The sequence below is a fragment of the Sphingomonas sp. ID0503 genome, from assembly GCF_048565625.1.
In the GTDB taxonomy this organism is placed as follows: Bacteria; Pseudomonadota; Alphaproteobacteria; order Sphingomonadales; family Sphingomonadaceae; genus JBLZUR01.
Map to the genome: position 1 here is coordinate 367,572 of NZ_JBLZUR010000002.1, position 26,282 is coordinate 393,853.

General features: G+C 67.9%; 26 protein-coding genes and 1 pseudogene. 10 read left to right on the plus strand and 17 right to left on the minus strand.

All coding sequences use genetic code 11. The features are described 5' to 3' along the window. Positions 1-99: 99 nt before the first annotated feature. From argB to ACM608_RS02845, 5 genes are all read left to right on the plus strand, one after another. Entirely contained in the window at positions 100-1,005 is a 906-nt protein-coding gene (gene argB / locus ACM608_RS02825) for an acetylglutamate kinase (protein ID WP_419681701.1), read from the plus strand. Positions 1,006-1,049: 44 nt separating this feature from the next. Continuing rightward, the gene (locus tag ACM608_RS02830; RefSeq protein ID WP_419681703.1) at positions 1,050-1,259 is read left to right on the plus strand and encodes a hypothetical protein; all 210 of its coding nucleotides are present in this window, start codon (positions 1,050-1,052) and stop codon (positions 1,257-1,259) included. 101 nt (positions 1,260-1,360) lie between these two features. Next, positions 1,361-1,666 (plus strand): YggT family protein, encoded by a 306-nt coding sequence (locus ACM608_RS02835; RefSeq protein ID WP_419681705.1) that lies wholly within the window; start codon positions 1,361-1,363, stop codon positions 1,664-1,666. Next, complete coding sequence (gene folD / locus ACM608_RS02840) at positions 1,666-2,562, plus strand: bifunctional methylenetetrahydrofolate dehydrogenase/methenyltetrahydrofolate cyclohydrolase FolD (protein ID WP_419681707.1); 897 nt, start codon at positions 1,666-1,668, stop codon at positions 2,560-2,562. The genes ACM608_RS02835 and folD overlap by 1 nt, the downstream gene beginning before the upstream one ends. Then, positions 2,559-3,176 carry a MarC family protein gene (locus tag ACM608_RS02845; RefSeq protein WP_419681708.1) on the plus strand — a complete coding sequence of 206 codons (618 nt, stop codon included), beginning with the start codon at positions 2,559-2,561 and terminating at the stop codon, positions 3,174-3,176. Before folD ends, ACM608_RS02845 begins: the two co-directional genes overlap by 4 nt. Before the next feature lie 10 nt (positions 3,177-3,186). Here ACM608_RS02845 and ACM608_RS02850 read toward each other — a convergent pair whose 3' ends face one another. Together ACM608_RS02850 and ACM608_RS02855 are read right to left on the minus strand one after the other, a co-directional pair. Further along, complete coding sequence (locus ACM608_RS02850) at positions 3,187-3,939, minus strand: ZIP family metal transporter (protein WP_419681710.1); 753 nt, start codon at positions 3,937-3,939, stop codon at positions 3,187-3,189. A gap of 29 nt (positions 3,940-3,968) precedes the next feature. After that, on the minus strand, positions 3,969-4,928 hold the full coding sequence (locus ACM608_RS02855; RefSeq protein WP_419681712.1) for a manganese catalase family protein: 960 nt from the start codon (positions 4,926-4,928) through the stop codon (positions 3,969-3,971). A gap of 208 nt (positions 4,929-5,136) precedes the next feature. On the opposite strand from ACM608_RS02855, the pseudogene ACM608_RS02860 reads away from it, so the two are divergent. After that, positions 5,137-5,705, plus strand: a pseudogene (locus tag ACM608_RS02860) (CC0125/CC1285 family lipoprotein). Positions 5,706-5,820: 115 nt separating this feature from the next. Beyond that, positions 5,821-7,341 carry an MFS transporter gene (locus tag ACM608_RS02865; protein WP_419681714.1) on the plus strand — a complete coding sequence of 507 codons (1,521 nt, stop codon included), beginning with the start codon at positions 5,821-5,823 and terminating at the stop codon, positions 7,339-7,341. On the opposite strand, the gene ACM608_RS02870 is transcribed toward ACM608_RS02865, so the two are convergent. Next, the gene (locus ACM608_RS02870; protein WP_419681716.1) at positions 7,342-9,117 is read right to left on the minus strand and encodes an AcrB/AcrD/AcrF family protein; all 1,776 of its coding nucleotides are present in this window, start codon (positions 9,115-9,117) and stop codon (positions 7,342-7,344) included. A gap of 83 nt (positions 9,118-9,200) precedes the next feature. Between ACM608_RS02870 and ACM608_RS02875 the strand changes: the two genes are divergently transcribed. Genes ACM608_RS02875 through ACM608_RS02885 form a run of 3 tightly spaced genes read left to right on the plus strand, consistent with a single transcriptional unit; the run spans position 9,201 to position 11,357 of the window. Further along, positions 9,201-9,611: a GtrA family protein gene (locus ACM608_RS02875; protein WP_419685068.1), complete on the plus strand. Its 411-nt coding sequence runs from the start codon at positions 9,201-9,203 to the stop codon at positions 9,609-9,611. A gap of 12 nt (positions 9,612-9,623) precedes the next feature. After that, on the plus strand, positions 9,624-10,622 hold the full coding sequence (locus tag ACM608_RS02880; protein ID WP_419681718.1) for a glycosyltransferase family 2 protein: 999 nt from the start codon (positions 9,624-9,626) through the stop codon (positions 10,620-10,622). Further along, a complete protein-coding gene (locus ACM608_RS02885; protein WP_419681720.1) occupies positions 10,623-11,357 on the plus strand; it encodes a class I SAM-dependent methyltransferase in 735 nt (244 codons plus the stop codon). Here the strand turns inward: ACM608_RS02885 and ACM608_RS02890 are convergent. The 14 genes from ACM608_RS02890 to ACM608_RS02955 all read right to left on the minus strand — a co-directional run bounded on the left by ACM608_RS02890 (position 11,285) and on the right by ACM608_RS02955 (position 26,158). Continuing rightward, positions 11,285-12,886, minus strand: coding sequence for a hypothetical protein (locus tag ACM608_RS02890; protein WP_419681722.1), 1,602 nt, complete (start codon positions 12,884-12,886; stop codon positions 11,285-11,287). The genes ACM608_RS02885 and ACM608_RS02890 overlap by 73 nt on opposite strands. Positions 12,887-13,218: 332 nt before the next feature. After that, a complete protein-coding gene (locus ACM608_RS02895) occupies positions 13,219-15,975 on the minus strand; it encodes a valine--tRNA ligase (RefSeq protein ID WP_419681724.1) in 2,757 nt (918 codons plus the stop codon). A gap of 41 nt (positions 15,976-16,016) precedes the next feature. Further along, positions 16,017-16,313 (minus strand): hypothetical protein, encoded by a 297-nt coding sequence (locus ACM608_RS02900; protein ID WP_419681726.1) that lies wholly within the window; start codon positions 16,311-16,313, stop codon positions 16,017-16,019. Positions 16,314-16,374: 61 nt separating this feature from the next. Beyond that, positions 16,375-18,105, minus strand: coding sequence for a DEAD/DEAH box helicase (locus ACM608_RS02905; RefSeq protein ID WP_419681727.1), 1,731 nt, complete (start codon positions 18,103-18,105; stop codon positions 16,375-16,377). A gap of 113 nt (positions 18,106-18,218) precedes the next feature. Beyond that, a complete protein-coding gene (locus tag ACM608_RS02910; RefSeq protein WP_419681729.1) occupies positions 18,219-18,569 on the minus strand; it encodes an endonuclease domain-containing protein in 351 nt (116 codons plus the stop codon). Between the two features lie 110 nt (positions 18,570-18,679). Then, on the minus strand, positions 18,680-20,737 hold the full coding sequence (locus ACM608_RS02915) for a prolyl oligopeptidase family serine peptidase (RefSeq protein WP_419681731.1): 2,058 nt from the start codon (positions 20,735-20,737) through the stop codon (positions 18,680-18,682). Between the two features lie 150 nt (positions 20,738-20,887). Next, positions 20,888-21,346 carry a DUF2497 domain-containing protein gene (locus ACM608_RS02920; protein ID WP_419681733.1) on the minus strand — a complete coding sequence of 153 codons (459 nt, stop codon included), beginning with the start codon at positions 21,344-21,346 and terminating at the stop codon, positions 20,888-20,890. 31 nt (positions 21,347-21,377) lie between these two features. After that, a complete protein-coding gene (locus ACM608_RS02925; protein ID WP_419681734.1) occupies positions 21,378-22,856 on the minus strand; it encodes a TolC family outer membrane protein in 1,479 nt (492 codons plus the stop codon). A 10-nt stretch (positions 22,857-22,866) separates the two neighbouring features. Beyond that, entirely contained in the window at positions 22,867-23,511 is a 645-nt protein-coding gene (locus tag ACM608_RS02930) for a protein-L-isoaspartate O-methyltransferase family protein (protein ID WP_419681736.1), read from the minus strand. A 100-nt stretch (positions 23,512-23,611) separates the two neighbouring features. Beyond that, on the minus strand, positions 23,612-24,109 hold the full coding sequence (locus ACM608_RS02935; RefSeq protein WP_419681737.1) for a hypothetical protein: 498 nt from the start codon (positions 24,107-24,109) through the stop codon (positions 23,612-23,614). A 21-nt stretch (positions 24,110-24,130) separates the two neighbouring features. Continuing rightward, positions 24,131-24,802, minus strand: a complete 672-nt coding sequence (locus ACM608_RS02940) for a JAB domain-containing protein (RefSeq protein WP_419681739.1) — start codon at positions 24,800-24,802, stop codon at positions 24,131-24,133. Next, entirely contained in the window at positions 24,712-25,143 is a 432-nt protein-coding gene (locus ACM608_RS02945) for a hypothetical protein (protein WP_419681741.1), read from the minus strand. Before ACM608_RS02945 ends, ACM608_RS02940 begins: the two co-directional genes overlap by 91 nt. A gap of 41 nt (positions 25,144-25,184) precedes the next feature. Further along, entirely contained in the window at positions 25,185-25,544 is a 360-nt protein-coding gene (locus ACM608_RS02950) for a hypothetical protein (RefSeq protein WP_419681743.1), read from the minus strand. A gap of 62 nt (positions 25,545-25,606) precedes the next feature. Next, positions 25,607-26,158 (minus strand): response regulator transcription factor, encoded by a 552-nt coding sequence (locus ACM608_RS02955; protein WP_419681745.1) that lies wholly within the window; start codon positions 26,156-26,158, stop codon positions 25,607-25,609. Between the last annotated feature and the right edge of the window lie 124 nt (positions 26,159-26,282).

Consider the following 26,282-nt stretch of genomic DNA (forward strand, 5'->3'; position numbering starts at 1 on the left):
CCTACCCCTCCACCGCCTGCGGCGGTCCCCCTCCCCCTCCGGGGGGAGGAATGTCACGGCCGCTTCCTATAGCCGCATCGCTCCCCTAAAGGCGCGCGCATGATCGACGCGAACACCCCCCAGTCCGAACTGCTCGCCAAGGCCGAGACGCTGACGGAGGCGCTGCCCTATCTGCAGCTCTACCGCGGCCAGACCTTCGTCATCAAATATGGCGGTCACGCGATGGGCGATCCGGACAAGGCGCGCCAGTTCGCCGCCGACGTGACGCTGCTCCAGGCGGTCGGCATCCTTCCCGTCGTCGTCCACGGCGGCGGTCCGCAGATCGGCGCCATGCTGAAGCGGCTGGGTGTCGAGAGCCGCTTCGTCGACGGGCTGCGCGTGACGGATGCCGAGACGGCGGACATCGCCGAGATGGTCCTTGCCGGATCGATCAACAAGGAGATCGTCGGCTGGATCGGCACCGCCGGCGGCCGTGCGGTCGGCATCTCCGGCAAGGATGGCTGGCTCGTCACCGCCACCAAGCTCACCCGCACCGAGGCCGATCGCAACATCGGCATCGAGCGTCACGTCGACCTCGGCTATGTCGGCGAACCCACCCATGTCGACCGCACCGTCATCGACACGCTGACCGCCGCTGGCATGATTCCGGTGGTCGCCCCGATCGCCATCGGTCAGGACGGCTGGACCTACAACATCAACGCCGACACGATGGCGGGCGCGCTCGCCTCCGCGCTCGGGGCGTCGCGGCTGTTCCTGCTGACGGACGTGCCCGGCGTGCTCGACAAGAGCAAGAACCTGCTGACCGACCTCGTGCCGCAGGACGTCGAGTTCCTGCGCGCCAACGGCACCATCACCGGCGGCATGATCCCCAAGGTGCAGACCTGCGTGGACGCTGTGCAGGCGGGCGTGGACGCCGCCGTCATCCTCGACGGCCGCATCCCCCACGCCATGCTCCTCGAACTCTTCACCCAGCGCGGCGCGGGGACTTTGGTGCGGGCGGGATAAGACTCGGCCGGGACGGCGCGTATCTCTGTCGTACAGGCTCGCCGATGCGCTACCGTCTGTTCATGCCGGTACGACACGCTCCTACGCCGTTCGCCCAGAGCCTGTCGAAGGGCCTGTGCCGACCGTATCACTGGCGCTTCGACTGGCTCAGCGCGAACGGGCGTGTGGGATATGAGGCTCGCTGCGATCCGCAACTTTCACAACTTAACGCCACCTCCGCCACGCCGAACGAAGCGATTCCCGGCGTGACGTAGCGCAAACTTGGCAAACTTCCGCGCACCCAACCGCCCGCATCGCGCCGTTGTCCTGAAGCTCGCCCGCGCCTAGGTTGGCCGCTCGCCACAAGAGGAATCCAATGGTTCTCGTCACCCTCTACCAGATCATCGATCTCCTGCTGACCGTGCTCTGGTGGATCATCATGATCCAGGCGATCCTGTCCTGGCTCGTGGTGTTCAACGTCATCAACACGCACAGCCCGTTCATCCGCAACGTAATGGTCGCGCTCGATCGGATCACCGAGCCGCTCTACCGGCCGTTCCGCCGCATCCTGCCGGACTTCGGCGGGCTCGACTTCTCGCCGCTGATTGTGCTGCTGCTGATCTACATCATCCAGAACATCCTGCTGCCGAACGCCATGCGCACCATGGTGGCTCCGTACTGATGACGACGGGCGAGATCATCGACGGCAAGGCCTTCGCAGCCGAGGTTCGTGCGCGGGTGGCGGAGGGTGTCGCCGCCTTCCGCGCCAAGGCCGCCCGCGCGCCGGGCCTCGCGGTCGTGCTGGTCGGGGAGGATCCGGCGAGCGCCGTCTACGTCCGCTCCAAGGGTAAGGCGACGCGCGAAGCGGGCATGGAAAGCTTCGCGCATCGCCTCCCCGCCGAGGCCAGCCAGGACGACCTCATCGCCCTGGTCGAGCGGTTGAACACCGACGGCGCGGTGGACGGCATCCTCGTCCAGCTGCCCCTTCCGAAGCAGATCGACGAACGCGCGGTGATCGCCGCCATCGCGCCCGACAAGGACGTGGACGGCTTCCACCCGGAGAATGCCGGCCGCCTCGCCTCCGGTCTAGACGGCTTCGTGCCCTGCACGCCGCTCGGCTGCCTGATGATGCTGAAGGATCGGTTGGGCGATCTCTCCGGCCTCGACGCGGTGGTGATCGGCCGGTCGAACATCGTCGGCAAGCCGATGGCGCAGCTTCTCCTCGGCGAAAGCTGCACCGTCACCATTGCCCACTCACGCACCCGCAACCTCCCTGCCGTGATCGGCCGCGCCGATATCATCGTGGCGGCGGTCGGCCGTCCGCAGATGATCAAGGGCGACTGGATCAAGCCCGGGGCCACCGTCATCGACGTCGGCATCAATCGCGTCCCGGCGGAAGAAGAGGGCAAGACCCGGCTGGTCGGCGACGTCGATTTCGCCGGCGCACTCCCCCATGTCGCGGCGATCACGCCCGTCCCCGGCGGCGTCGGCCCGATGACCATCGCCGTCCTCCTCCGCAATACCCTCGTCGCCGCGCACCGACATGCAGGTCTGCCGTTCGAGGTCGAAGGCCTTTGATCGAGCTGTTCATCTCGGCTGTCGCCACCTTCTTCGTCATCATCGATCCGCCGGGCTGCGCGCCGATCTTCGCCAGCCTGACGGGCGGGACCAGCAACGCCCATCGCCGCGCGATGGCCGTGCGCGCCGTTTTCGTAGCTGCACTCATCCTGCTGTTCTTCGCGCTGGTGGGAGAGGCGTTCCTCCGCCTGATCGGCATCAGCCTCGACGCGTTTCGCATCGCCGGCGGCATCATGCTCTTCCTCATCGCGCTCGAAATGGTGTTCGAGAAGCGTACTGAGCGGCGGGAGAGCCGCGCGGAAGAGGTCAAGACCCGCGCGCCGGACGACATCTCGATCTTCCCCATGGCGATCCCGATGATCGCCGGCCCGGGCTCGATCGCCTCCGCCATGCTGCTGACCTCGCGGCGGGAAGGGCCGGAGGAGATCGGCGTCGTTCTCGCCGCCCTCGCAGTGGTGCTCTTCGCCACCCTCGCATCCCTTCTCGCGGCGGGCGCGATCATGAAGCTGATCGGCGCAAAGGCCGAAGCGGTGATCACGCGCCTCCTCGGCGTCATCCTCGCGGCGCTCGCGGCACAGTTCGTAATCGACGGGATCAGGGCCAGCCTTGGCTAGGCCGCGCGCTTTACCCCAGCGTGACGTCCAGTATCAGCATCAGGCCGAGGCCCGACATCAGCCCCAAACTCGCCCGGCTGCCGCCCAGCCGGCTATGCGTGTCGGGAATGATCTCGGACGCGACGACATAGATCATCGCGCCCGCCGCGAACCCGAGGCCCCAGGGCAGCAGCGCCTGGGAAAGGGTGACGATGGCCGCGCCGATGGTGCCCGCCACCGGTTCGACCAGCCCCGAGGCCAAAGCGGCGAGAAGGGCGGTCCGGCGCGAATAGCCGAGGCTGGCCAGCGCACCCGCCACCGCCAGACCCTCCGGCATGTTCTGGAGGCCGATTCCCATGGCCGTGGTCATCCCGGCCTTCATGTCGCCGCCGCCGAAGCTGACGCCGACGGCCAAGCCCTCGGGGAAGTTGTGAAGCGTGATCGCCGCCACGAACAGCCAGATGCGGCGGAACCGGGCCTCCGCAATGCCGGTCGGCCCGAGGCCGAGGCGATCGAGCGGCGGCACGATGGCGTTCAGCTGGCTGAGCACAAGGCCGCCCAGCATGATGGCCGCTACGACCATGCCCGCCGCCACGGCGCGGGTGGCACCCTGCGCCTCGGCCTGTTCGATGCCGGGGATGATCAGCGAGAAGAAGGAGGCGGCGAGCATGACGCCTGCCGCGAAGCCCAGCATAAGGTTCTGCTGGGCTTCGGTCGGTCGGCCGATCGACAGGATCGGCAGGGCACCGACGGCGGTGGCGAGCCCGGCAAGCAGGCTCCCCACGCTACCGGCAATGATCGCCCCCTGGTCGGTCAACGCGGGGCGAGTGCGTCGGCCTTGGCGGCCGCTTCCTTGATGTCCGTCGCACCGCCCTTGTCGCCGTTGGTCGTCAGGCCGGCACCGGGCCCGGCACCCAGGTCGGCACCGGTCAGCGGATCGGCCGCAGGGTCGGATGCGAGGCGGACGGTCATGCGGTCATACGCGTCCTTCTCGTCCCCGCTCAGCGTGACGGACGCCGTCCCGTCGCCACCCTCGTCGAAGGGCAGGCTGCCGGGGATGTCATCCACGCGCTGCCACTGCTCGCCGGAGTTCCACGGACCTTCCACGTCGCCGACACCTTGGGAAGTGTTGACATAGACGCTCGCGAACTTGGCGATACCCGGCAACTTGCCCGGCGGGAAGTTGTCTTCGATCGAGTAGAGCGCCTTCTCGAACGACTTCTGATGCGCCACCTCGCGCGTCATCAGGAAGCCGAGCGCTTCCTTGATGCCGGGGTCGTCCGTGATGTTGATCAATCGCTCATAGACGATTTTTGCCCGGCTCTCCGCGGCGATGTTCGACCGCAGGTCGACCGTCGGCTCGGACCGGCTGTCCACATAGGCTGCCGTCCACGGCACGCCGGCCGAATCGATCAGGGCAGGCCCGCCACCGAACAGCAGGCTCTCCTTGGCGCTGGTGCCGGACGCGCCGATCGTTTGGTAGAGTTCGGCCTCGCTCTTCTGCGCTTCCGACAAGGTCGCCTTGGCACCCTTGTTCAGCATGGCGACGATCGACCCGATCACCTCCAGATGGCTGAGTTCCTCGGTCGCGATGTCGAGCAGCATGTCCTTGCGGCCGGGATCATCCTCGCCGAGGCCCTGCGTGAAATAGCGCATCGCGGCGGCAAGCTCTCCGTCCGCGCCGCCGAACTGTTCGAGAAGCAGGGTGGCAAGCTTCGGGTTCGGCTCCGACACGCGCACGGTGTACTGGAGCCGCTTGTTGTGCATGAACATCGGCATAACTCCGTTGTGTGGGGAGGCCTCAGAACATACGGGTTTTATGCCTGTTCCGGCTCTTGTCCGATTATTTTACTTCCGCGGAGCTTCTATCAAGAGTTAAGCTATGTACCTGTTCTTTGTGACGCCGATGCAACGACAATAAAGCGGCGGAACTCCGATGCACCCGACAGGTTACCGCGCCGATCCCTCTCGAGAGGCTTGCATGTCATCGAAGCTCATCCGCAATGGCGCCGCGGCGCTCGGTCTCTTCACCTTGCCGCTCATCGGCTGCACCACCGCGACGCCCTATCAGCCGCTGGCGCAGAACCGGCCATCGGCGGGTGGCTACAGCGATCAGCAGATCGAGGACAATCGCTTCCGCGTCACTTTCGCCGGCAACAGCATGACCTCGCGGGAGACTGTGGAAACCTACCTGCTCTACCGCAGCGCGCAGCTGGCGGTGGATCGCGGATTCGACTGGTTCGTCATGGCGGACCGGAACACCGATCGCCACAGCAACACCTATGTGGATCGGCCGTTCGCGACAGGTCCGTATGGTTATTGGGGTCCGGCTTGGCGCTATCGTGGCGCGGGCTTCGGCTGGCGTGGTTGGGACCCGTATTGGGCGATCCCTTCTGGGGCGACAACATGGATATCCGCACCGTCGACCGGTACGAGGCCACGGCCGAGATCGTGCTCGGACGCGGTACCAAGCCGGCGGACAACCCGCGCGCCTTCGACGCCCGCTCGGTGCTCGCGAACCTGGGCTCCAGGATCAAGCCGCCCGCCTGATCTCGGGCGGAACCTCGCTCCCTTCCAAGCTTTGCGGCCTTTTGGACAGCAGGAGCTTCGCAGATGATCCACGACAGCTGGATGACGTGCGCGGCGCGGGCGGTTTGACGTAGCCGTGCTGCGCGCTCTTCTTCCCCAAGTCGAAGTCAGTGAGGCGGAGCGCGCGGCTGGGCTGCGCAAGCTGATCTACGAGGCCGGCTATTCCAGCGCGACCGCCGCCTTGACCAGCGGCGTGATCCTGACCGCCTTTGCGCTGTACCTCGGTGCGTCGAACCTCACGGTCGGCATCCTCGCCAGCGCCCCCTTCCTCGGCCAGTTGCTGCAGGCGCCCGCCGTGCTGCTCGTCGAGCGACTGCGCACCCGCAAGGCGATAGCGGTGTTCAGCAGCCTTATCGGGCGGTCCATGCTGATCCTGATGGCGCTTGCGGTTTTCCTGCCGTCTGCTCTTGCCATCACTGCCGTGATCGTCGGCCAGTTCGTGCTCTGCGCGATGAGCGCTGTCGGCACCTGCGCCTGGAATGCCTGGCTTCGCGACCTCGCCCCGCAGGAGCGGCTGGGGGAGGTGTTCGCGCGGCGCACCGTCTACACCACGTCCGTCACATTGCTGGCAGGCCTTGCCGCCGCGTTCCTGCTGGACCGCACCGCCGCCGGATCGAACCTCCGCGCGATCGCCTTCGCCGGGCTCTATCTGGTGGGCTGCGCGGCGGGTTTGGCCAGCGCGTTCGTCGTCGCCCGCATGCCGGAACCCTGCATGCCCCCTCGGCCTGCGGAGAGCATTCGCTTGCGCGACCTGTTCGCCGCGCCCCTGGCCGACCGCAACTTTCGTCGCCTGATCCACTTCCTCGCCAGCTGGCAGTTCTCGGTGAACCTCGCCACGCCCTTCTTCACTGTCTTCATCGTCCGCCAGCTCGGTTTCGAGATGACCTTCGTCATGGTGCTGAGCGTCGTCAGCCAGATCGCCAACCTTCTCACCCTCCGCAGCTGGGGCGCGCTCAGCGACCGCTTCGCGCACAAGTCGGTATTGGCGGTTGCCGCGCCCACCTACATCCTCTCGATCGTCGGGATGATCGGCGCGTCACAGCTGGGCAACAGCATGGCGGGGATGATCTACCTGATCGGCCTTCACATGCTGATGGGCGCTGCCGTGGCGGGCGTCACCCTCGCTACGGCGAACATCGCGCTCAAGCTCAGTCCGAAGGGCGAGGCTACGGCCTATGTTGCCACCAGCGCGCTCGCCAGCTCACTCGCCGCCGGCATCGCACCGATTTTGGGTGGGCTGTTCGCGGACTTCTTCGCCGCCCGGCGTTTCGACCTCCTGCTGCGTTGGACCAGCCCGGAAGGAGTAAAGCTGATCTCCCCTGTCATGCTCTCCAGCTGGGATTTCTACTTCCTGATCGCTGGTCTCCTCGGCCTCTACGCGCTCCACCGCCTCTCGCTTGTGCAGGAGGAGGGGCAGATCGAGCGGCGGGAGATGATCAATCAGGTCTGGTTCGAAACGCGCCGGGTCGCACGCAATCTGGGGACCGTCTCGGGCCTGCGCGGCCTGACTGAGCTGCCAGCCTCGCTGGTCCGCGATGCCCGGCTCCGAGCACGCTGGCTCCGCCGCCAAGGGAAGCAGATGCATCCGGCCGGGTGATCAGATCGAAGGCGCGATCCGCCATGCCTTGAAGGGCGAGTTCTTCGGCAGGTCGACCGGGCTAAGCCAGCCGGGCACATCGCCGCGCATCAGCTGGCGATAGAAGCCCTTCGGGTTCTCCTTCGCGTAGATCGTCGACTCGGAATAGTAGGGGCAGATCAGCAGCAGGGTCGCGCCATGCTTTCGGGCGATGGCGAGCGCATCCTCCGAGTTGCCTCGGAAGGCGCGCTGTACGTCGAGGATCGCCTCGCCGTTGCGATGATAGGGACCCGCTATAGCGCGGTGGTGGGTCACCGTGATGAGGCGCGGGCCGAAATCGACGAAGGTGAGCACGGTTTGCGCCGGAAGTTTCGCGATCGGGCGCAGGGCGGAGAGCGTTGGGCAGCGTCGGTTGGCAAGATTGACCTTCTTGCGCGTCTCTCCGACCGGCTTGGCCGGAATGCGATCGATAACTAGGTTCACCGCCGTGCCGGAGAGGAGCGCGAAGACCGCCGCCACGCCGAGAACGCGGACGACCATGACATCCGCCCGCATGATCCAGGGCACGACCAGGAAGGCGAGCGCCGTGACACCCGGGATTGCAAGGACCTGAGCACTCGCCGCCGCGCGCATCTGCCAGAGGAGGAGGAGCAGGGAGCAGAGCGTCCAAAGCGCGACGACCGCCCAGGGTATGAAGTCGGGGCTGCCCCGGCGGCGCCAGGCCGACAGCGCCGCGCCGGCAAGGCCAAGGAGCGGCATGACGAGCAGGGTGACGATCCGTCGCCAGTCCTGAACGTAGAGCGGCCGCGCCTCCCGCACATGATCGAACCAGTCCCGCTTCAGCTTGGGCGAGATTCCTTCCAGCATCCCGACGCAATGCGGCCAAAGCGCAACGTAGAAACCGGCAACCGTCAGGCCAACGACCACCGCCAGCGTCAGGCGCACGCCGGGATGCGGAACGGAGAGGCGGGAGATGAAGACCAGCAACCCGCCGCCAAGCAGGGCCACCGACAGCCAGACGGGCGACAGCGCGTCGCAGACGGGTGGCCGATTGGCGTAGGAAGCAAAGAGCATGAACCCTGCCGCGCTCCCCGCAGCCAGCGCCGCGCCATAGGCGGTCAGCCTGGGTGCGTCCTCCCGATCCAGCGCCCAGCGCAACGCCGTCGCGGCAGCGGCCATCGCCACGTAGGGGAGCAACTCTAGCCCGATTGTCAGCGACAGAGCGGATGCCAGCCCCGCAGTCACGCCGCCGCGCACCCGATCGCGGTCGGCGATGCCGGCGATGGTCCAGGCGAGGCAGGTCAGTTGCCAGCCGTGATGATCGACGCGGAGAGGAGAGAACATCGACAGCGCCGAAGCGCCGCAGATCAGCAGCACCGGTGCGAGCAGAACGGCGAGGGGAGAGACGAGACGGCGGGTCGTCACCGCCATCGCGAACATCGTCAGGGCGAGCGGGATCAGGGGGGCGAGCGCGGCCGCGAACTTCTCCGCCCCGAAGAAGCCGAGGAACGGGCGGGCGATCAGGATCAGCCCGGCGATCGGCAGGTCCACCACGCGGCTCCAGTGGATGTTCGCGCCGCCGGGCGGGTCCATCTTGTACTGGCGAAGGTCGTACCAGCCCTGACCGCCAAGCCAGACGCGGACCTGCGACATGCGCATGTTGTCGTCGGTGTCGGTCAGGCCGAAGCGCTGGATCGCGCCCCATTTGACCCAGATCAGATAGGTGGCGGCGGCGAGGAAGATGACGCCGACGATGGCGATCCAGTGCCGGTCGGCCAAGCGCCGCAAGTCGTTCATCCGGCGTCCGCCCTTGCCCTTCGCCCGCCGCCCGCATTATCGCCGCCACAGCAAAGGGCAAGCCGGGGGCGCGTTTGAACAAGGTGGGGCTGGCGGGGTTGTTGCGGGATCGCGCGCTCCTCTGGCAGATCGTGCGCTATGGCATCACCGGCCTCGGCGTGACGGTGTTCGCCGCGGCCGTCTACTGGCTGCTGGCCGCCTTGGCCGGCGTGCCGGAGCAGGCCGCCAACTTCATCGCCTGGTGCCTCTCCGTGGTGATCGGCTTCACCTTCCACAGCCGCTTCACCTTTCGAAGTCACGGCAGCCGGACCAATCCGAACGCCCGCCGCTTTCGCTTTCTTGTCGTGGCGGTGTTCGGGCTGGGTCTGAACGCGCTCTGGGTGTGGCTGATGGTGCATCGGCTGGGTGGTGCCGAGTGGTGGCCGATTCCCTTGATGGTGTTCGCCACGCCGGTCATCGTTTTCCCGCTGAACCGCCGCTGGGTTTTCGGCTAGGGTCGACTTTCGATGTCCAGCGTCATCCCGCATCCGGCCCAAGCGCCTGCCGCCAAGCGCTTGCCCCTCGTCACCGTAATCGTGCCGGTGAAGGACGAGGAGGATGGCGTCCATCCCTTCGTCACCCGCGTGTCGGCGGTGCTGGCGACGTTGCGGGACGATGATGGCGCGCCGGCCGAATGGGAGATCCTGTTCGTCGACGACGGCAGTACGGATGCCACGCTGCCCGCGATCATCGTCGCCAATCGGGATGATCCGCGCGTCCGGGGTCTCTCCTTCTCGCGCAATTTCGGGAAGGAGGCAGCGCTGTCCGCCGGTCTCGACGCGGCGCGAGGGCGGACGGTCATCCCGCTCGATGTCGATCTTCAGGATCCGCCGGAGGTCATCCCGGAGATGATCGCAAAATGGCGGGAGGGCGTGGATGTGGTCTACGGCGTTCGCCGCAATCGGCAGACCGACAGCTTTCCCAAGCGGCTGACGGCCGACCTCTACTACCGCGCCCATAACTGGCTGTCGGCGGACAAGATCCCGGAACATGCCGGCGACTTCCGCCTGCTCGATCGCAAGGTGGTGGACGTGATCTGCCGGATGCCGGAGCGGAACCGGTTCATGAAGGGTCTGTTCGCCTGGTCCGGATTCCGCCAAGCGGCGGTGGAGTATGACCGCGCGCCCCGTGCGGTTGGCACAACCAAGTTCAACTACTGGAAGCTGTGGACGCTCGCGATCGACGGCATCACCTCCGGCTCGACCCTGCCGCTCCGGGTATGGAGCTATCTCGGCGGGATCGTGGCGCTGCTGGGTCTCGCTTATGCGGTCTACATCATCATCCGCACGCTGTTCTGGGGCATCGCGACGCCGGGCTATCCCTCGCTGATGGTGGCGATCCTGTTCTTCGGCGGGCTGCAGCTGCTCTCGCTGGGCGTGCTCGGCGAGTATGTCGGGCGCATTCTGGTCGAGGCGAAGGGGCGTCCGCTCTACGTCGTGCGGGACCGCATCGGGGGTGACGAGTAAGTGGAGCGGCATACCTACGAGCGGATGGCGGAGATCGATGGCGAGCATTGGTGGTTCACCGCCCGCCGCCGGATCGTCGCCGCGCTGATCGAGGCGCAGGTCAAGCCGAAGCCGGGCGCGCGCATCCTGGAGGTCGGCTGCGGCACCGGGTCCAACCTTGCCATGCTGCAGCGTTACGGCCGGGTCGATGCGATCGAGCCGGATGGGCCGGCGCGCGCGCTGGCGGAACGGCGGAGCGGGCTTTCGATCCAGTCCGGGCTGCTGCCCGACGGGGTGACGCTTGAGGACGGGGCGTACGACCTGATCGTCCTCCTCGACGTGCTGGAGCATATCCCTGACGACGCGGGGACGCTGGACTACCTCCGGTCGAAGCTGGCGCCGGGCGGCAAGCTGCTGCTGACCGTGCCGGCCTCGCCCTGGCTGTGGAGCGCGCATGACGTGATCCACCATCATCAGCGGCGCTACACCAAGGACACCCTGACCAGAGTGGTAGAGGGGGCGGGGTTCCGTATTCGGCATCGTACTCATTTCAATACGATCCTCTTCCCGGTGGTCGTCGCCTTGCGGGCGGCGAACAAGCTGCTGAAGCGAGAAGCGGCGGATGACGCGATGCCGTCGCCGCTGGTGAACCGCATCCTAAACGCGACCTTCGGGGCGGAAAGTCACTGGGTGGCGCGACGGTCGCTGCCCTTCGGCGTGTCGCTTGGCGTGGTGGCGGAGCCGTTGATCCGGTAGAGCGCGCCGGTCCGGCGGCCGTGCCAGACCTGAACCAGTTCGGGATCGTCCACCGGCCACTTCCATCTCGGCGTGTCGATCAGCCAGAGATAGTCGAAATCCTCGCGCGGGAAGGCCTCGACCGCCTCCTCCAGCGTCTTGCCGCGCATCTTGCGACCGGCGCACATGCCGGGGCGGCGGACCTGGCTGGGATCGATCCCCCAGCGGCCCGGCTTGTCATAGGTGACGCGGAGCAACTGGGCCCCCGGCATCACCCATTGGCCGTTGACGAACGCATCCTTCCGGACGGTCGCGATCGCGCCGATATGTTCGGTGCGGGGCAGGAACCAGCGACCGGAGCAGGGCAGGTTGACCAGCGCGAAGACCCGCGCGCCGCGGTCGATATGGTCGATCGCCGATAGCTGATCGCGGTAGAGCGCGTCGCGATTGAGGAACGTCAGCGTCGTGGTGGTCAGCCGCGCGCCGTAGAAGGCGAGGGCGGCGACGGCGAAGCCCGCCATCCACCGCCGGTCGAACCGCTCCGCCGAGATGCCGATGACGGCGATCGCGACCATATACGCCACCAGCCGCATGTCGGCGTAGGCCGAGCCGATCAGGATGCGCGGGATCAGCAGATAGGCGGCCAGCAGGATGATCGCGGCGGCCCCGAGCGTCCGCTTCATGGTCAGCCCGGCGCGGAAGGCGGCCACGGTGATCAGCGTATAGAGGATCGTGGCGGCGGCGATGTCCCATGTCGGGCTGCGTTCCCGCAGCACGGTCAGCATCCAGGCGCGCTTCGCCGTCCAGTTGAGGAAGTCGGTGGTGCGCCCGGCGACTCCGCCCGACCGCCACATCACCATCAGCAGCAAGGGCGGGGCGAGCGGCAGGCAGGCGATGCCGCCGTAGACGAGCGCGAGGAGCCAGTTGCGGTGCTTCTTCTGCGCCTCGATCACCTCCGCCGCGAAGGCAAGGAGGCCGAGGACGCCCCAGCCATAGGTGTGACAGACCCAAATGAGGACACCCAGAGGCAGGAAGATCGCGGCGCGCAGCCTGATCCAGCCCTGCCGCCCGAGGCGGAGCCAGACCCCGAAGGCGAGGAGCGCCAGCGCCATCGACAGCGCGTAGTTTACGAAGCCGAATTGGAACGGGAAGCCGTAGGCGAGCGGGAGCGCGAAGGCGGCGGTGGGGGGCAGGCGGCCATGCACCTCCCGCGCGATCAGGAGGAGGCCCGCGACGGTCATCGCCGGGATCGCCATGACGATCAGCTTGACCCCAAGCTCCAGCCCGAACAGCCGCGCCATCGGCTCTATCGCGAGATCGACGCCGAGATTGCCCATCAGCGCCCAACTGAAGCTGTACCATTGCCGGAGGAACGGCGAGCGGCCGATCTCCATCTGGATATGGTAGCGGCCCATATGCTCGGGCAGGTCGATGATCGGCGGGATCGCCGGCCAGAGCAGCGGAATCATCGACGCGAGGATCAGCGCGACGGCGTATGGTCGCGTCTCCCACCAGTTGGTGCGCGGATCGGGGGGAGGGGCGGACGACATCGCGGGCGCGCCCCTTATGCCAAGGCCGGCCCGCGCGACAAGCGGCGAAGTGGGGCGCGGAAGTTTGCCAAGTTTACACTACGTCACGCCGGGAATCACGTTCGCGGCGTGTCTGAGGCGGCGTGCGGCGGGTGCGCTAAGTTGTGTAAGTTGCGGTTCGCGACGCAACTTCAGGCGGGGTTGTGCGCATGGGCGCTGGCGGTTGCGGGCGGGTGCTGAGGTGGTGGTGTTGTGCATGGTGGTCGCCCCGGTGAGATCGAGGGCGGTCATTTATCGCAGAGCAGCGGCTGTAGGACAGCAAACATTCCCCTCCCTGCAAGGGAGGGGCGAAGTCAGCCGAGGCGTGCCAGTGCTGCTGCCAGACGCTCCGCTTCCGCCGCTTTCTCGGCGTGGTCGGCCTTGGCCTTCTCCACGGCCTCGGGCTTGGCACGCTCCACGAAGGAGGGGTTGCCGAGGCGGGCGGCGAGGCTGTCGCGTTCCTTTTCCGCCGCCATCCGGGCCTTGTCGAGGCGGGCGCGCTCGGCGTCGAGGTCGATGACGCCTTCCAGCGGCAGGCGGAACAGCGCGCCCTCGTGATCGACCGAGAGTGCGGCCTTGGCCTGATCCTCGGCAAGCGTGGCAGGGAGGATGCGCGCCATGCGTTCCAGTGTGGTCGCATACTTCGTCGCGCGGAGCAGCGCGATCGAGGCGAGGGCGGGGTCGCCGCCGATCTCCGCCGCCATCTTGATGCCGGGGGCGATGCCCATTTCGGTGCGGGCCGAGCGGATGCGCTCGATCAGGCCGCGCAGCCAGTCGATCTCCTGCACCGCCTGCGGGTTCATCGCGCGGGCGTCGGCCATCGGCCAGCGGGCGGTGATCAGGTCGTCGCGGTCGCCGAGCGCGTGCCACAGCTCTTCGGTGATGAACGGCATGAAGGGGTGGAGCATGACGAGGATTTGATCGAGGACCCAGCCGGCGACGCCCTTCGTCTCATCATCGATCTGACCCTTTATCAGTTCCAGGTACCAGTCGCAGAACTGGCTCCAGACGAAGTGGTAGATCGTATTCGCCGCCTCGTCGAAGCGGAGGTCCGCCAGCGCGAGGTCGAGTTGCTGGATGGTCTTCTGCGTGCCGGCGACGATCCACTGGTTGACCGGCAGGGTGGCGGCGGGGGGCTCCAGCGTGGCCGACGCGCCGATGCCGTTCGACTGGCAGAAGCGGGTGGCGTTCCAGAGCTTCGTCGCGAAGTTGCGATAGCCCTCGACGCGCTTCTCATCGAGCTTGATGTCGCGACCCTGGCTTTCCATCGCGGCGAGGGTGAAGCGTAGCGCGTCGGCGCCGTAGCGGTCGATCAGGCCGAGCGGGTCAACGGTGTTGCCCTTCGACTTCGACATCTTGGCGCCGGTCGCGTCGCGAACGAGGCCGTGGAGGTAGAGGCGGCGGAAGGGCACGTCGCCCATGAACTCCAGCCCCTGCATGATCATGCGGGCATCCCAGAAGAACAGGATGTCGAAGCCGGAGATGAGGATGTCGTTCGGGTAGCGGCGGGAACGGATCAGTTCCTCCCTGGTACGGGGAGGTGGCGCGCCGAAGGCGTGACGGAGGGGGGTGTCAGCGGGCGAGGCGGTCGCCTGCGGCACGCCCCCTCCACCATGCTCCGCATGGTCCCCCTCCCCGTTCCGGGGAGGATGTTCGTTACCCCAGCCGAGGGTCGCGAAGGGCCAGAGGGCGCTGGAGAACCAGGTGTCGAGGACGTCGCTGTCGCGGGTCAGGCGCTTGTTGCCGGCTTGGCTCCGCGCCTCGGCCTCGGTCTCCGCGACATAGGCCCGGCCGTCCTCATCGAACCACGCCGGGATCTGGTGCCCCCACCAGAGCTGGCGCGAGACGCACCAGGGCTGGATGTTGTCCATCCAGTTGAAATAGGTCTTTTCCCAGCTTTTCGGCACGACCTCGATCGCGCCTGAGCGGACCGCCTCGATCGCGGGGCCGGCGAGGGTCTTGGCGTCGACATACCATTGGTCGGTCAGCCAGGGCTCGATGACCACGCCGGAGCGGTCGCCATAGGGTGTCTGGATGACGCGGTCCTCGACCTTTTCCAGCACGCCTTCGGCTTCCAGCCGGGCGACAACGGCCTTGCGCGCGTCCCAGCGGTCGAGACCGAGGAGGTCGTCGGGCACGCCACCGCACTGGACGATCCGTGCGTCGGCATCGAACATGTTGAGCATGTCACCGGCCTTGATGCCGGCGCGGATGCCGACCTCGAAATCGTTGAAGTCGTGACCGGGCGTGATCTTCACCGCGCCCGAGCCGAGTTCGGGATCGGCGTGCTCATCGGCGACGATCGGGATCAGGCGGCCCGTGATCGGCAGGCGGATCTGCTTGCCGATCAGCGCCTTGTAACGATCATCCTCCGGGTTCACCGCGACGGCCATGTCGGCGAGCATCGTCTCGGGCCGGGTGGTGGCGACCGAGATCGTCCCGGAGCCATCCGCGAGCGGGTAGCTGAGGTGCCAGAACTTGCCCTGCACCTCCTTGGTCTCGACCTCCAGGTCCGAGATCGCGGTGCGGAAATGGGGGTCCCAGTTCACGAGGCGCTTGTCGCGGTAAAGGAGGCCACGCTTGTGGAGTTCGACGAACACCTTGATGACGGCGTTCTCGAAGCCGGGGTCCATGGTGAACCGCTCGTTCGCCCAGTCGCAGGACGCGCCCAGGCGGCGGAGCTGGCGGGTGATGGTGCCGCCGCTTTCTTCCTTCCACGCCCAGACCTTGGCGATGAAGTCTTCGCGGGTGAGATCGGTGCGCTTGATGCCGTCGGCACCCAGCTGGCGTTCCACGACCATCTGCGTGGCAATGCCGGCATGGTCAGTGCCGACTACCCAGAGCGCGTCCTTGCCCTGCAGGCGCGCATGGCGGACGAGGATGTCCTGAAGGGTGTTGTCGAGCGCGTGCCCGATGTGGAGCGAGCCGGTGACGTTCGGCGGGGGGATGACGATCGTGAAGGGATCGGCGCCGGGGCGCTCAGGCCGGAAGCGGCCGTTCTGCTCCCAATGAGCGTACCAGCGCGCCTCGATGGCGGCGGGATCGAAGGTCTTGTCGAGTTCAGTGGTCATCGCGCGCCCGCCTTAGAGGGACGAGCGCGCGACGCCAACCGTTAGGCGGCAATGACCGCCGGGGTGTTCTCGTTGGACGCGGTCGCTTCGGGGACGAAGCGGGTGCGCGCCTTGGAGTAGAGGTCGCGGGCGAGGGTTGTCGCCTGCTCGCGACGGCCGGCATTGGCGAAGAAGCCGGCGGCAGCGGCAAGCGCGCCGAGGCCGATCGCGGCACCAATGCGCGGGGCGGTCGCCTGCTCGCGCGCGGTCTTCAGCGCCGAGCGGGCGCGCGTGGAGGTGCTGCTGTTGCTGCGACGCTGATGGGTGTTCGAATTGCCGTTGGTCTTGGTGGTGGCCATGACGTTTCTCCGCTTTTCTGACGTTCGGGGGTCTCAACCCGTCAGCGGCGGACAGGGTTCCCTATTTTTGCTTGACTTTCGGCCGCGCCGGTCGGGTGTCCCGGCGCGGGCCGCCACGCGGCGGGCCGTTCGGGCGGTTCGGGCGATCGCCGCGCGGGCCGGGGCGGGGGCCGCGCGGGCCGGCGCCGGGGCCACCCTGGGCGGGGACGATCAGCACGCCGCCATCGCCCTCGCGATCCTCACCGGCGGTACGTTTCAGCGCGTCGGCAAAGCGGGCGGCGGCCTGGCGCGGGATCTCGAACAGGGTCTGCTCGGCCTCGATGCGGATCGCGCCGACATCGCGCTTGGTGATGTGGCCGCGACGGCAGAGGAGGGGGAGGAGCCAGCGCGGATCGGCGTTCTGGCGGCGGCCGACGTTGATCTTGAACCAGACCGTGTCCTCGAATCCGGCGCGGGGGCCCTCGTCGCGGCGATCGGGGCGCTCGCCGCGATCGACCAGTTCCTCCGGTGCGGGGAGCTTGGCGCGATGGGCGTGAACGAGCGCGGCGGCGATGTCCTCGACGCTGCGCTCTGCGATCAGGCGGGCGGCGAGGGCGCGATCCTGATCGTCATATTCGGCGGGCGCGAGGAGCGTTTCGAGGAGGCGTTCGGAATCGCGCGCGGCTATGTCGGCGGCGGAGGGCGGCTGCACCCATTCGGCGGGGATGCGAGCGTCGCGCAGCATCGCCTCGACCCGGCGGCGGCGCTGATAGGGGACGATGAGGACGGCGGTGCCCTTCTTCCCCGCGCGGCCGGTGCGGCCGGAGCGGTGCTGCAGCGTGTCGGCATCGCGCGGCAGCTCGACATGGATGACGAGGCTCAGCGTCGGCAGGTTGATGCCGCGCGCGGCGACGTCGGTCGCGACGCAGAGACGGGCGCGGCGGTCGCGCAGCGCCTGGAGCGCCTGGTTGCGCTCGTTCTGGCTGTGCTCGCCGGAGAGGGCGACGGCGTCGAAGCCGCGTTCGAGCAGGCTGGCGTGGAGGCGGCGGACGCTGTCGCGGGTGGCGCAGAACAGCATCGCGGATTCGGCGTCGTGGAAGCGCAGCAGGTTCACGACCGCGCCCTCGATGTCGGAGGGGGCGACGGTCACCGCCTGATAGGCGATGTCGCCATGGCCGCGCTCCTCGCCAACCGTCGAGATGCGTAGCGCGTCGCGCTGGTAGCGCCGGGCGAGCGCCTCGATCGGCTTCGGCATGGTCGCCGAGAAGAGGAGGGTGCGCCGCTCGGGCGGGGTGGCGTCGAGGATTTCTTCCAGATCCTCGCGGAAGCCCATGTCGAGCATCTCGTCCGCCTCGTCGAGGACGGCGATGCGGAGATTGGAGAGGTCGAGCGCACCGCGTTCGAGATGGTCGCGCAGGCGCCCGGGCGTGCCGACGACGATGTGAGCGCCGTGGCTGAGGCGGCGACGCTCGGCCCCGGCGTCCATCCCCCCGACGCAGGTGGCGATGCGGGCGCGGGCGGCGTCGTAGAGCCAGCCGAGTTCGCGGCTGACCTGCAGCGCGAGTTCGCGGGTGGGGGCGATGATGAGCGCGAGCGGAGTGGTCGCGAAGGGCATCTGCTCGCCCTTCAGCAGGTCCTCCGCCATGGCGAGGCCGAAGGCGACGGTCTTGCCCGAACCGGTCTGCGCGGAGACGAGGAGGTCGCGACCGGCGGCCTCCGGCTGCAGCACGGCGGCCTGCACGGAGGTCGGCGCGGCATAACCGCGCGCGGACAGCGCCTCGGCAAGGAGGGGGGGCAGATCGGCGAAAGACATGGGCGTTCCGGGGGAAGAGGGCGCGCGCTGGCGGCGGGCAAGCGGGGCCTATGCGCTTTTTAGGGGCGGGATGCTACCCCTCCCCATCTGCGATGGGGAGGATGGCGCGGGCTTCACCCTTCCTCCCTATGCGCAGCATGGGGAGGGGGACCAGCCGGAGGCTGGTGGAGGGGTATCACCGCCTGGAGAATGTGGCGAACGGTCGCATCCAGATCGGCGAGGACATCGGCTGCTCGGATGCGCAGGGTGGTTAGGCCCTGCGCCGCCAGCCACGCGTCCCGCGCTGCATCACGTTCCGGGTTGCTGCCCATGTCGTGAGCGATCCCGTCAACCTCGATCGCGAGCTTGCCTTGCGGGGAGTGGAAGTCGAGGATGTAAGCGCCGACGGGGTGCTGGCGGCGGAAGCGGAGGCCGCTGGGACGCGTTCTCAGGGCCGTCCAGAGCCTTACCTCCGGTAGAGTCATGGCGCGCCTGAGAGTTCGGGCGTTTTCGACTGTCTTGCGTGGCGCCATTCCCCTCCACCATCCTTCGGATGGTCCCCCTCCCCATCTGCGATGGGGAGGACGTTTGAGCGTTATTTGCTGGGCGCTTCGTCGGTCCACTGGTGCATCCAGCCGAGGACCTCGCGGTACCATTGCAGGCTGTTCTTGGGCTTCAGGATCCAGTGGTTCTCGTCCGGGAAGACGACGAGCTTGGAGGGCACGTCGCGGCGCTGGAGGGCGGTGAAGGCGGCGAGGCCCTGCGTGTACGGGATGCGGAAGTCCTTTTCGCCGTGGATGACCAGCATGGGCGTCTGCCATTTGTCGGCGAAGCGGACGGGGTTCCACTTCTCGTATTCGGCGGACTGTTCGTAATAGGGGCCGCCGTGCTCCCATTCGTCGAACCACAGCTCCTCGGTCTCATAGGCCATGGCGCGGGCGTCGAACACGCCGGCATGGGTGACGAGGCAGCGGAAGCCGCCCGGCCAGTTGCCCGCGATCCAGTTCATCATGTAGCCGCCATATGAGCCGCCGAGCGCGCAGGCGTTCTTCGTGTCGGCCCATTTGAACCTGGCACCGGCGGCGGCGAGGCCCTTTTGCAGGTCCTCCAGCGGCCAGCCGCCCCAATTCCTGTTGATCGCGTCGGTGAAGGCCTGGCCGTAGCCGGTGCTCCCGTGAAAATCGACGAAGACGGTGGCGAAGCCGGAGCCGGAGATGACGGCCGGGTTCCAGCGATAGGACCAGCCGTTGCCGACCGTGCCCTGCGGCCCGCCATGGACCATGAAGGCGACGGGTGCGGGCGTCGCGTCGGTCACCCCGGCGGGCTTCACGGCATAGCCCCAGACGGTGTCGCCGTTCGCGCCGGTGAAGCTGAACCTGGTCGGCTCCGGCATGTCGACCCCGGCCAGCTTGTCAGCGTTGACCTGGGTGAGGCGGGTGAGCTTGCCGGCCTTGTCCATGCGATAGAGGTCGGCAGGCGCGGTCAGGCTGTCGAGCGTCAGGATCGCGCCACCACCGGCGAGCGGGCTGATGTTGGCGGTGGAGCCGTCCTTGGTCAGGCGGGTGACCTTGCCCGAGGGCACGTCGACGCGGAAGACGGGGCGATCGTAGATGTCCTCGGCCGTGACGAGCAGGCTCCGGCCGTCCTTCGCCCAGGCGATCGAGCCGACCGAGCGGTCCCAGCCCTCGGTGAGGGCACGGGTCTGCCCGGTGGCGAGGTTGCGGAGCTGGACGACCTGGCGATCGGCTTCGTAGCCCGGCCGCTTCATCGCGACATAGGCCAGCCACTTGCCGTCCGGCGAGACGGTCGGGAGCGTGTCGGTCGCGTCGTTGGCGTCGGTCAGGTTCTCGGGCTGGCCGGACCCGTCCGCCGCCACCGCGAAGATGTCGAGATTGGTGGAGAGCGATTCAATGCGCCCCGCTTCTCGCAGGGTGAAGTAGAGGGTGCGGCCGTCCGCGCTCCACGCGATCTCGGTGCCGTCGCCGAAGGGCTTGGACGGCACGTCGCCGATGCGGTCCTTGCTGACCGACACGCCGTAGCCGGGTGCCTTGCCGCCGGTGACGGGGAGCACGAAGAGCTGCGAGCGGTCACCATTGCTCCATGTGTCCCAATGGCGGACGAACAGGCCCTCGTAGACGCGGCCCGATCCGGCGTTCGGGTCCTTCTTGACCATCGGCGATTCAAGGCTCGGCGCGCCCGGCTTGCGGTCGGCCCAGACCGCGACCTTGTCGCCGGTCGGCGCGATCTTGAAACCGGAGAGGTCGAGCTTCTCGGTGACCGATGCCGCCGCGCCGCCCGTGACCGGGACGCGCCAGATCTCGTTGGTGCCGGAGCGGTCGGAGAGGAACCAGATCTCCTGGCCGTCGGGCGAGAAGACGGGGCTGGTGTCTGACGCGTTCTCGGTGGCGGCGATGCGCACCGGCTGCGCGCCGCGCTTTGAGAGGTCGAGCAGCCAAAGGCCGTTGCGGCCCTTGTTGGCGTCGAGGTCAGTCTCGCGCAGCTGATACACCGCCCAGCGGCCATCCGGCGAGACGGCGGGTTCGCCGAGGCGGCGGAGGGTGACGAGGTCCATCGCGGTAATCGGCCGGGCGAGGGCCGGGGCCGAGGCGGAAAGGGCGAGCGCGGCGAGGCCGCAGGTGAGGATGCGGTTCATGGGCCGGGTGCTAGACCGGAGGCGGAAAGCGGGCAAGCGGGTCGCGCCTCCTCCCCGGCCGTTCGCCCTGAGCTTGTCGAAGGGCCAGTGAGACGGTCGGCACCGGCGCTTCGACAGGCTCAGCGCGAACGGCAACGGGAGATGGGGAGCTTACAGCCCCTCGCCGGCGATCCGCGCAACCTCTCGCGCGACGGCCGCCTCCACAATCTCAGGCAGGCGTTCGTCGAGCCAGGCCTTGAGCATCGGGCGGAGCATTTCGCGGACGAGGCCTTCCAGCGTGTTGTCCTTGCCCCCACTGACGATCAGGCCGGAGAGCTGCGACAGCGCCTGCCGCGACGCGTCGGCGGCGGCGGTGGAGAGGAGCGAGTTGGCCGGTCCCGCTGGCCTCTGCATCTTGGGCGTCAGTTCGAGCGGCGCCTCTGCCGGGCGGACTGGTGGTGGGGCGGTGGACACTGCGCCGCTCTCGTCCACGAAGGACAGGCCTTCCTCCGGCTCCGCCTCCTCCGCATGATCCCCGGCGGGGGCCTGATCCTCGTCAGCGATGATCTTGCGGATCGAGGCCAGGATGTCGTCCATCGAGGCGGCGGGCATCGGGGCTGGTTCGCTCATGTCCGTACTATCGGCCAAGCCCGCCGGCCGATCAATTCGGTTTCGCAGCCGCCCCTTCCTGAGCGGTCGGTGGCGCGATGCCGACGGTCCGGGTTGCGACGGGCTGCGGATCGTGGCCGTTGTTCCAGTCGAAGAAGGAGCCGCGCATCCGGCGATAGTTGATGGTCGGATCGTAGAGCGGGCCGCCGTCGATGCCGAGGTCCGCCGCCTGCGCGCGCCCCATCACGGCCAGGAGCGCGAAGCCCGCGACATAGGCGTCACGCTCGGCCGAAACGAGGGTAGTGCGGGCGTTCAGCAGTTCCTGTTCGGCATTCAGCACGTCGAGGATGTTGCGGCTGCCGACACCCTGTTCGGCGCGCGTGCCTTCCAACGCCAGTGCGTTGGCGGAGGTGGCGGTCTCCTGCGCCTTGATGACCTCCAGCGAGGCCTGATAGCGCGAGAAGGCAACGCGGGCGTCGTTGACGACCTGCCGCTCGACCTCGGTCACCCGCTCGATTGCCTGGCTCTTGCGCGCCTTGGCCTGACGGACCTGGGCCGAGGGGCCGCCGCCCTGATAGAGCGGGAGCGTCGCCTGGATGCCGACAGTCGCGGTCTTGTCGGTCTGGCTGAGGCCGGAGCCGCCGGCACCGAGCGCACCGCTCGCCAAGGTCCCGCGATAATCGACATAGGTGCCGCTGCCGAACGCGCTGATCTTCGGCAGGCGGTAGGAGCGGGCGGTGTCGACGTCGTAGTCGGAGGCGCGATATTGCTGGCGCGCGGCCTCAAGCGTCGGGTTCTGCACCACCGCGACGTTCACCGCCTCGTCCGTGTTGGCGGGGAGCGGCGGGATCGCGGGCGGCGGCTGCAGGTCGCGGGGATAGCTGCCGACCAGCCGCATGTAGTTTTCCCGGCTGACGTCGAGCTGGGCGCGTGCCGCCTCCAGATCCGAACGGGCGAGGGCCAGCCGCGCCTCGGACTGGGCGACGTCGGTGCGGGTGAGGTCGCCGACCTGGAAGCGATCGTTCGTCGCCTGGAGGTTGCGTTCGAGGACGCGGGTGTTGCCGGCGTTGAGATCGACGATCTGCGTGTCGCGGATCACGTCCATATAGGCCGCGACGACGGCGGTGAAGGTGTTCGATTCGACCCCCTGCAGGTCGGCCCGGCCGGCGAGAACCCGCGCCTCCGCCGCGCGGATCGAGTTGCGGACGAAGCCGCCCTGAAAGAGCGGGATCGTCGCGTTGATCGCAGCATCGCGCGACCGCTTCGGCGCGCTCGGGTTGTTGGTCGATCGCTGGACGAACTCGCTGATCGTGCCGGTCGCGCCGATATTGGGCAGGCCCTGGGCGCGGGCAATGGCGACGTTCTCGTCCGTGGCGGCAAGGCCGGCGCGCGCACCGGTCAGCGTCGGATTGGTCCGGTATGCGGCGGCGAGCGCCTCCTGCAGCGTATCGGCCCCGGCCGGCGTCGCCGTCGTCAGCGCCGCCGCCGTCAGCGCCGCCGCTGTCGTCGCCCCCCAGAACCTCCCCCGCATGTTCGAACCCCTAGAATTTGAAGCTTGGTGGCTCCGCGAAGCCGGGCAGCGGCGCCGCATCGGCATCCGCGAAGGCGCGCAGGCCGACCGCGCCGCCAGACTTGCGACCGACGGTCAGGCGGGTGACGCCATTGTCGACGATCGCGGCGGCGATGCGGCCGCCGTCCGCGAGTTGATCGATGATCGCTGCCGGAATCCGCTCGACCGCGCCGTCGATCAGGATGACGTCGTAGGGGGCGCCGGCGGCATGGCCCTCGACGAGAGGGCCGATAACGGTCTCGACGCCCGACAGCTCCGCCGTGGCAAGGCCGGCGAGGCTCTCGTCCTCCTCCAGCGCGGTCACCGAGGCGGTCAGCCGGGCGAGAATGGCGGCGGCGTAACCGCTGCCCGCGCCGATCACCAGCGCGCGATCGGTCGGCCGCGTCTCCAGTTCGACGATCAGGCGCGAGGTCGCCATCGGGGTGTTGAGCGCGCGCCTGGCGTTGAGCGGTACCGGACGATCGATATAGGCGACGGCGGCGCGATCGGCCGGCACGAAGCGCTCGCGCGGGACGGCGGCGATCGCGGCGATGACGCGCGGATCGTTGACCTCGTTGGTGCGCAGCTGGCTGGCCACCATCGCCTGTCGCATCGCGTCGAAATTCTGCTCCGTCATAACGGCTCCGTCGCACAAGTGAGTTAGTAAGGCAATACACCTTGAGGGCGTCGGCGTCGTCTTAGCTTGGAGCGCGTTCGGTTGCCAGCGTGGGCAAGGCTCAGGGGGTTTCCCGCACCACCGCGTCGAGATAGCGGCCGAGGCGGTCCAGCGTGTCGCGGGACAGGCGGATCGAATCACCGCCCGGGCCGGGAACCTGTTCCAGCACGTTGTCGTCGACCAGGATCGCCACCCAGCGCAGCGCGGTGCTGCGCGGCAAATTGGGCATCAGGCGGAGCGCGGAGAGCGAGGGCTCGTCTCCCTCCATCTGGCGGACGTAGAGTTCGAGCAGGATGTCGTGCGACGGCTCGGCCGCGAGCGGCAGGTCGAAGAACGAGGATCGCAGCCGCCGTGCGGCGAGCAGCGTGCGCGCGACGGAGAGACGCGCGGCGAGGGCGGCCGCCGCCAGCGGATCGGGAGCCGCATCACCGTCCGAGGGGCCCGCGGGCGCGAACTCCAGATCGCCGTCGCTGGCATAGAGATGGGCGCGGATGAAGTCGTCGAGCAGGGCCAATGCCTGCGCGACGTCCCCCGGCTCCGCGCCAGGTCGGTCGGCCACCCCGCTATCCCCGCCTCTGCCTCAAATCAGCCCCTCCTGGCGGAAGCTCTTCCAGCCCGAGCGCGCGATCAGCAGGTGATCGTGGACGGTGATATCGAGTTCCTGCGCGGCGCGGATGATCCGCTGGGTCATCACGACGTCCGACTTGCTGGGCGTGGGATCGCCCGAGGGGTGATTGTGGACGAGGAGGAGGGCGGTGGCACCCACGTCCAGCGCGCGGCGGATCACCTCGCGCGGGTAGATCGGCGCCTCCCCAATGGTGCCGCGGCCCATCACCTCGTCGCGCAGCAGGCGGTTGCGGCGGTTGAGGAAGAGGACGCGGAACTGCTCGACCGGCGCATAGGCCATGTCGAAGCGGAGATATTCGATGACGCCCTTGGTCGAGCCGAGGACGGGCTTGCTCAGCATCTCGCGCCGCAGGCTCTGCAGCATCGCGGCGTGGACGACGCCCAGATAGCGCGACACCGCCGATCCGGGTCCGAGGACGCGGACGCGGGAGATGTCGTCGGCGGCGAGGACGGCGGCGAGCGAACCGAATTCGCCGATCAGCTGCCGGGCGATCGCCTCGGCACCGTCCTTGTCGATGGGGCGGAGGAGTTCGGTCAGAAGCTCCCGGCACTGGCGGGAGCCCGGAGCCTCCGCTGATGCCGCACGGTTGCGACGATCAGCAGGACGAGCATCGGGTAGCTCCACAGCGTGATCGCGTTCCAGTACGTCCACGCCCGCACCTGCGGCAAAAGCCGACCCAGATTGGCCAAAACCGTCATGGCTTGCATAGCCGTCATCCATAGCGGCCAGTACCTCTCGCTCATCAGGGCCACGGCCAGCATGACGGCCAGCAGCCCAATATCGACAAACATGACCCCGAGTTCGAGGCCCGCGTAACGGACGTCCACAGAGCGGAGCAGCAACACCGTCAGCACCGTACAGACCACATAGCTGATCGCGACCACCCGCTCTGGGATGCCGCCCCTGACGATCGCGTAGCCGCAGCTGGCGATCATCAGGATGACGAAGAAGAATTGCCTGACCATCGTTCACCCGGACCACGCACGAGCGGCGATGGTCAAGGGCTTCAGGCGATCCGAAGACGAGCCGGAGCGCCGGCATCCATGGCCGGAACCATCGGAGACTTCGGGGGCTTGCCCGCATCACCCGTGGCAAGCACGTCCAGGCCCAAGTAGGACCGCACCTCGGCGAGCTGCTCGTGGCTCTCGACGGTGCGCTCGCGGCCTTCGGTGATGCACGACAGCGCCTTGATGACGTTCTGCAGCGCGTCCTGGCCGACGGCGGCGGCGAGCTTCGCCTTCTGGCGGGCGCGGATCATCTCGGAACCGAGCGCAAAGCCCTTGATCAGGGCCTCGTCCATCGCGGTCTCGAATTCGCGGAGCGAGGCGGTCACGTCCTTCACGGCTTCCAGGCGGGTGTTGAGCATGAGTTTCTCCCTTCGCGCGGACGGCATCCGCACGTTTCGTCAGTTGGCCATGCAGCAGAACCTCAGGAGTTGAGGGCGTCCACGACGGGGGTAAGGTTGGCGAGGGCGCCGACCATCATGGCCGTACCCAGCAGCAATCCCACCACGATCGTCCCGATCCAGGCGAGGCGCAGCCACGGCCCGAGATCGTTCTTCGCCCTCCCCTGCGTCGGGAAAGGCAGGTCGGGGAGGAAGGACTGGGTCTCCGCGAAGGCGTCGAAGAACGCCTGATCCTCGTGGAGCGCCTGATCCGTCACCGCCCCGAACCGGCCGTTCCCGTAGTTCGGTTGCGGGACGATGGGTGACAGGTCGGATAGCCGTTCGGCAACCTGCTCCGGACCATGTATGGATTGTCCATAGGTGTCCCTACCCTCGTAAAGGGCGAGAATCTGGGCAGCCTCGCGGCTGTCGGCGGCCCCCAGCGCGGTGCGCGCAGCCTTCAGGTGCATCTCCACGGTCGTAGGGGCGATCCCCAGCTCCCGCGCGATCTCCTTTTGTCGCATATGCTTGTAGACGAGACGCAGGCACTCGCGCTGGCGCTCGCTGAGGCGGAGGCAGGCGTCAGCGCCGGACATCGTCCGCTCCGATCCGCGCGCTCAAACCGCCAGCCACCCGCTCGCCTCCGTCCGGATGCGGAGGACGCACCCGGCCGGAGAATACCGCCAAAGCGGATTCGTTCATAGACCATGTAAACAGTTG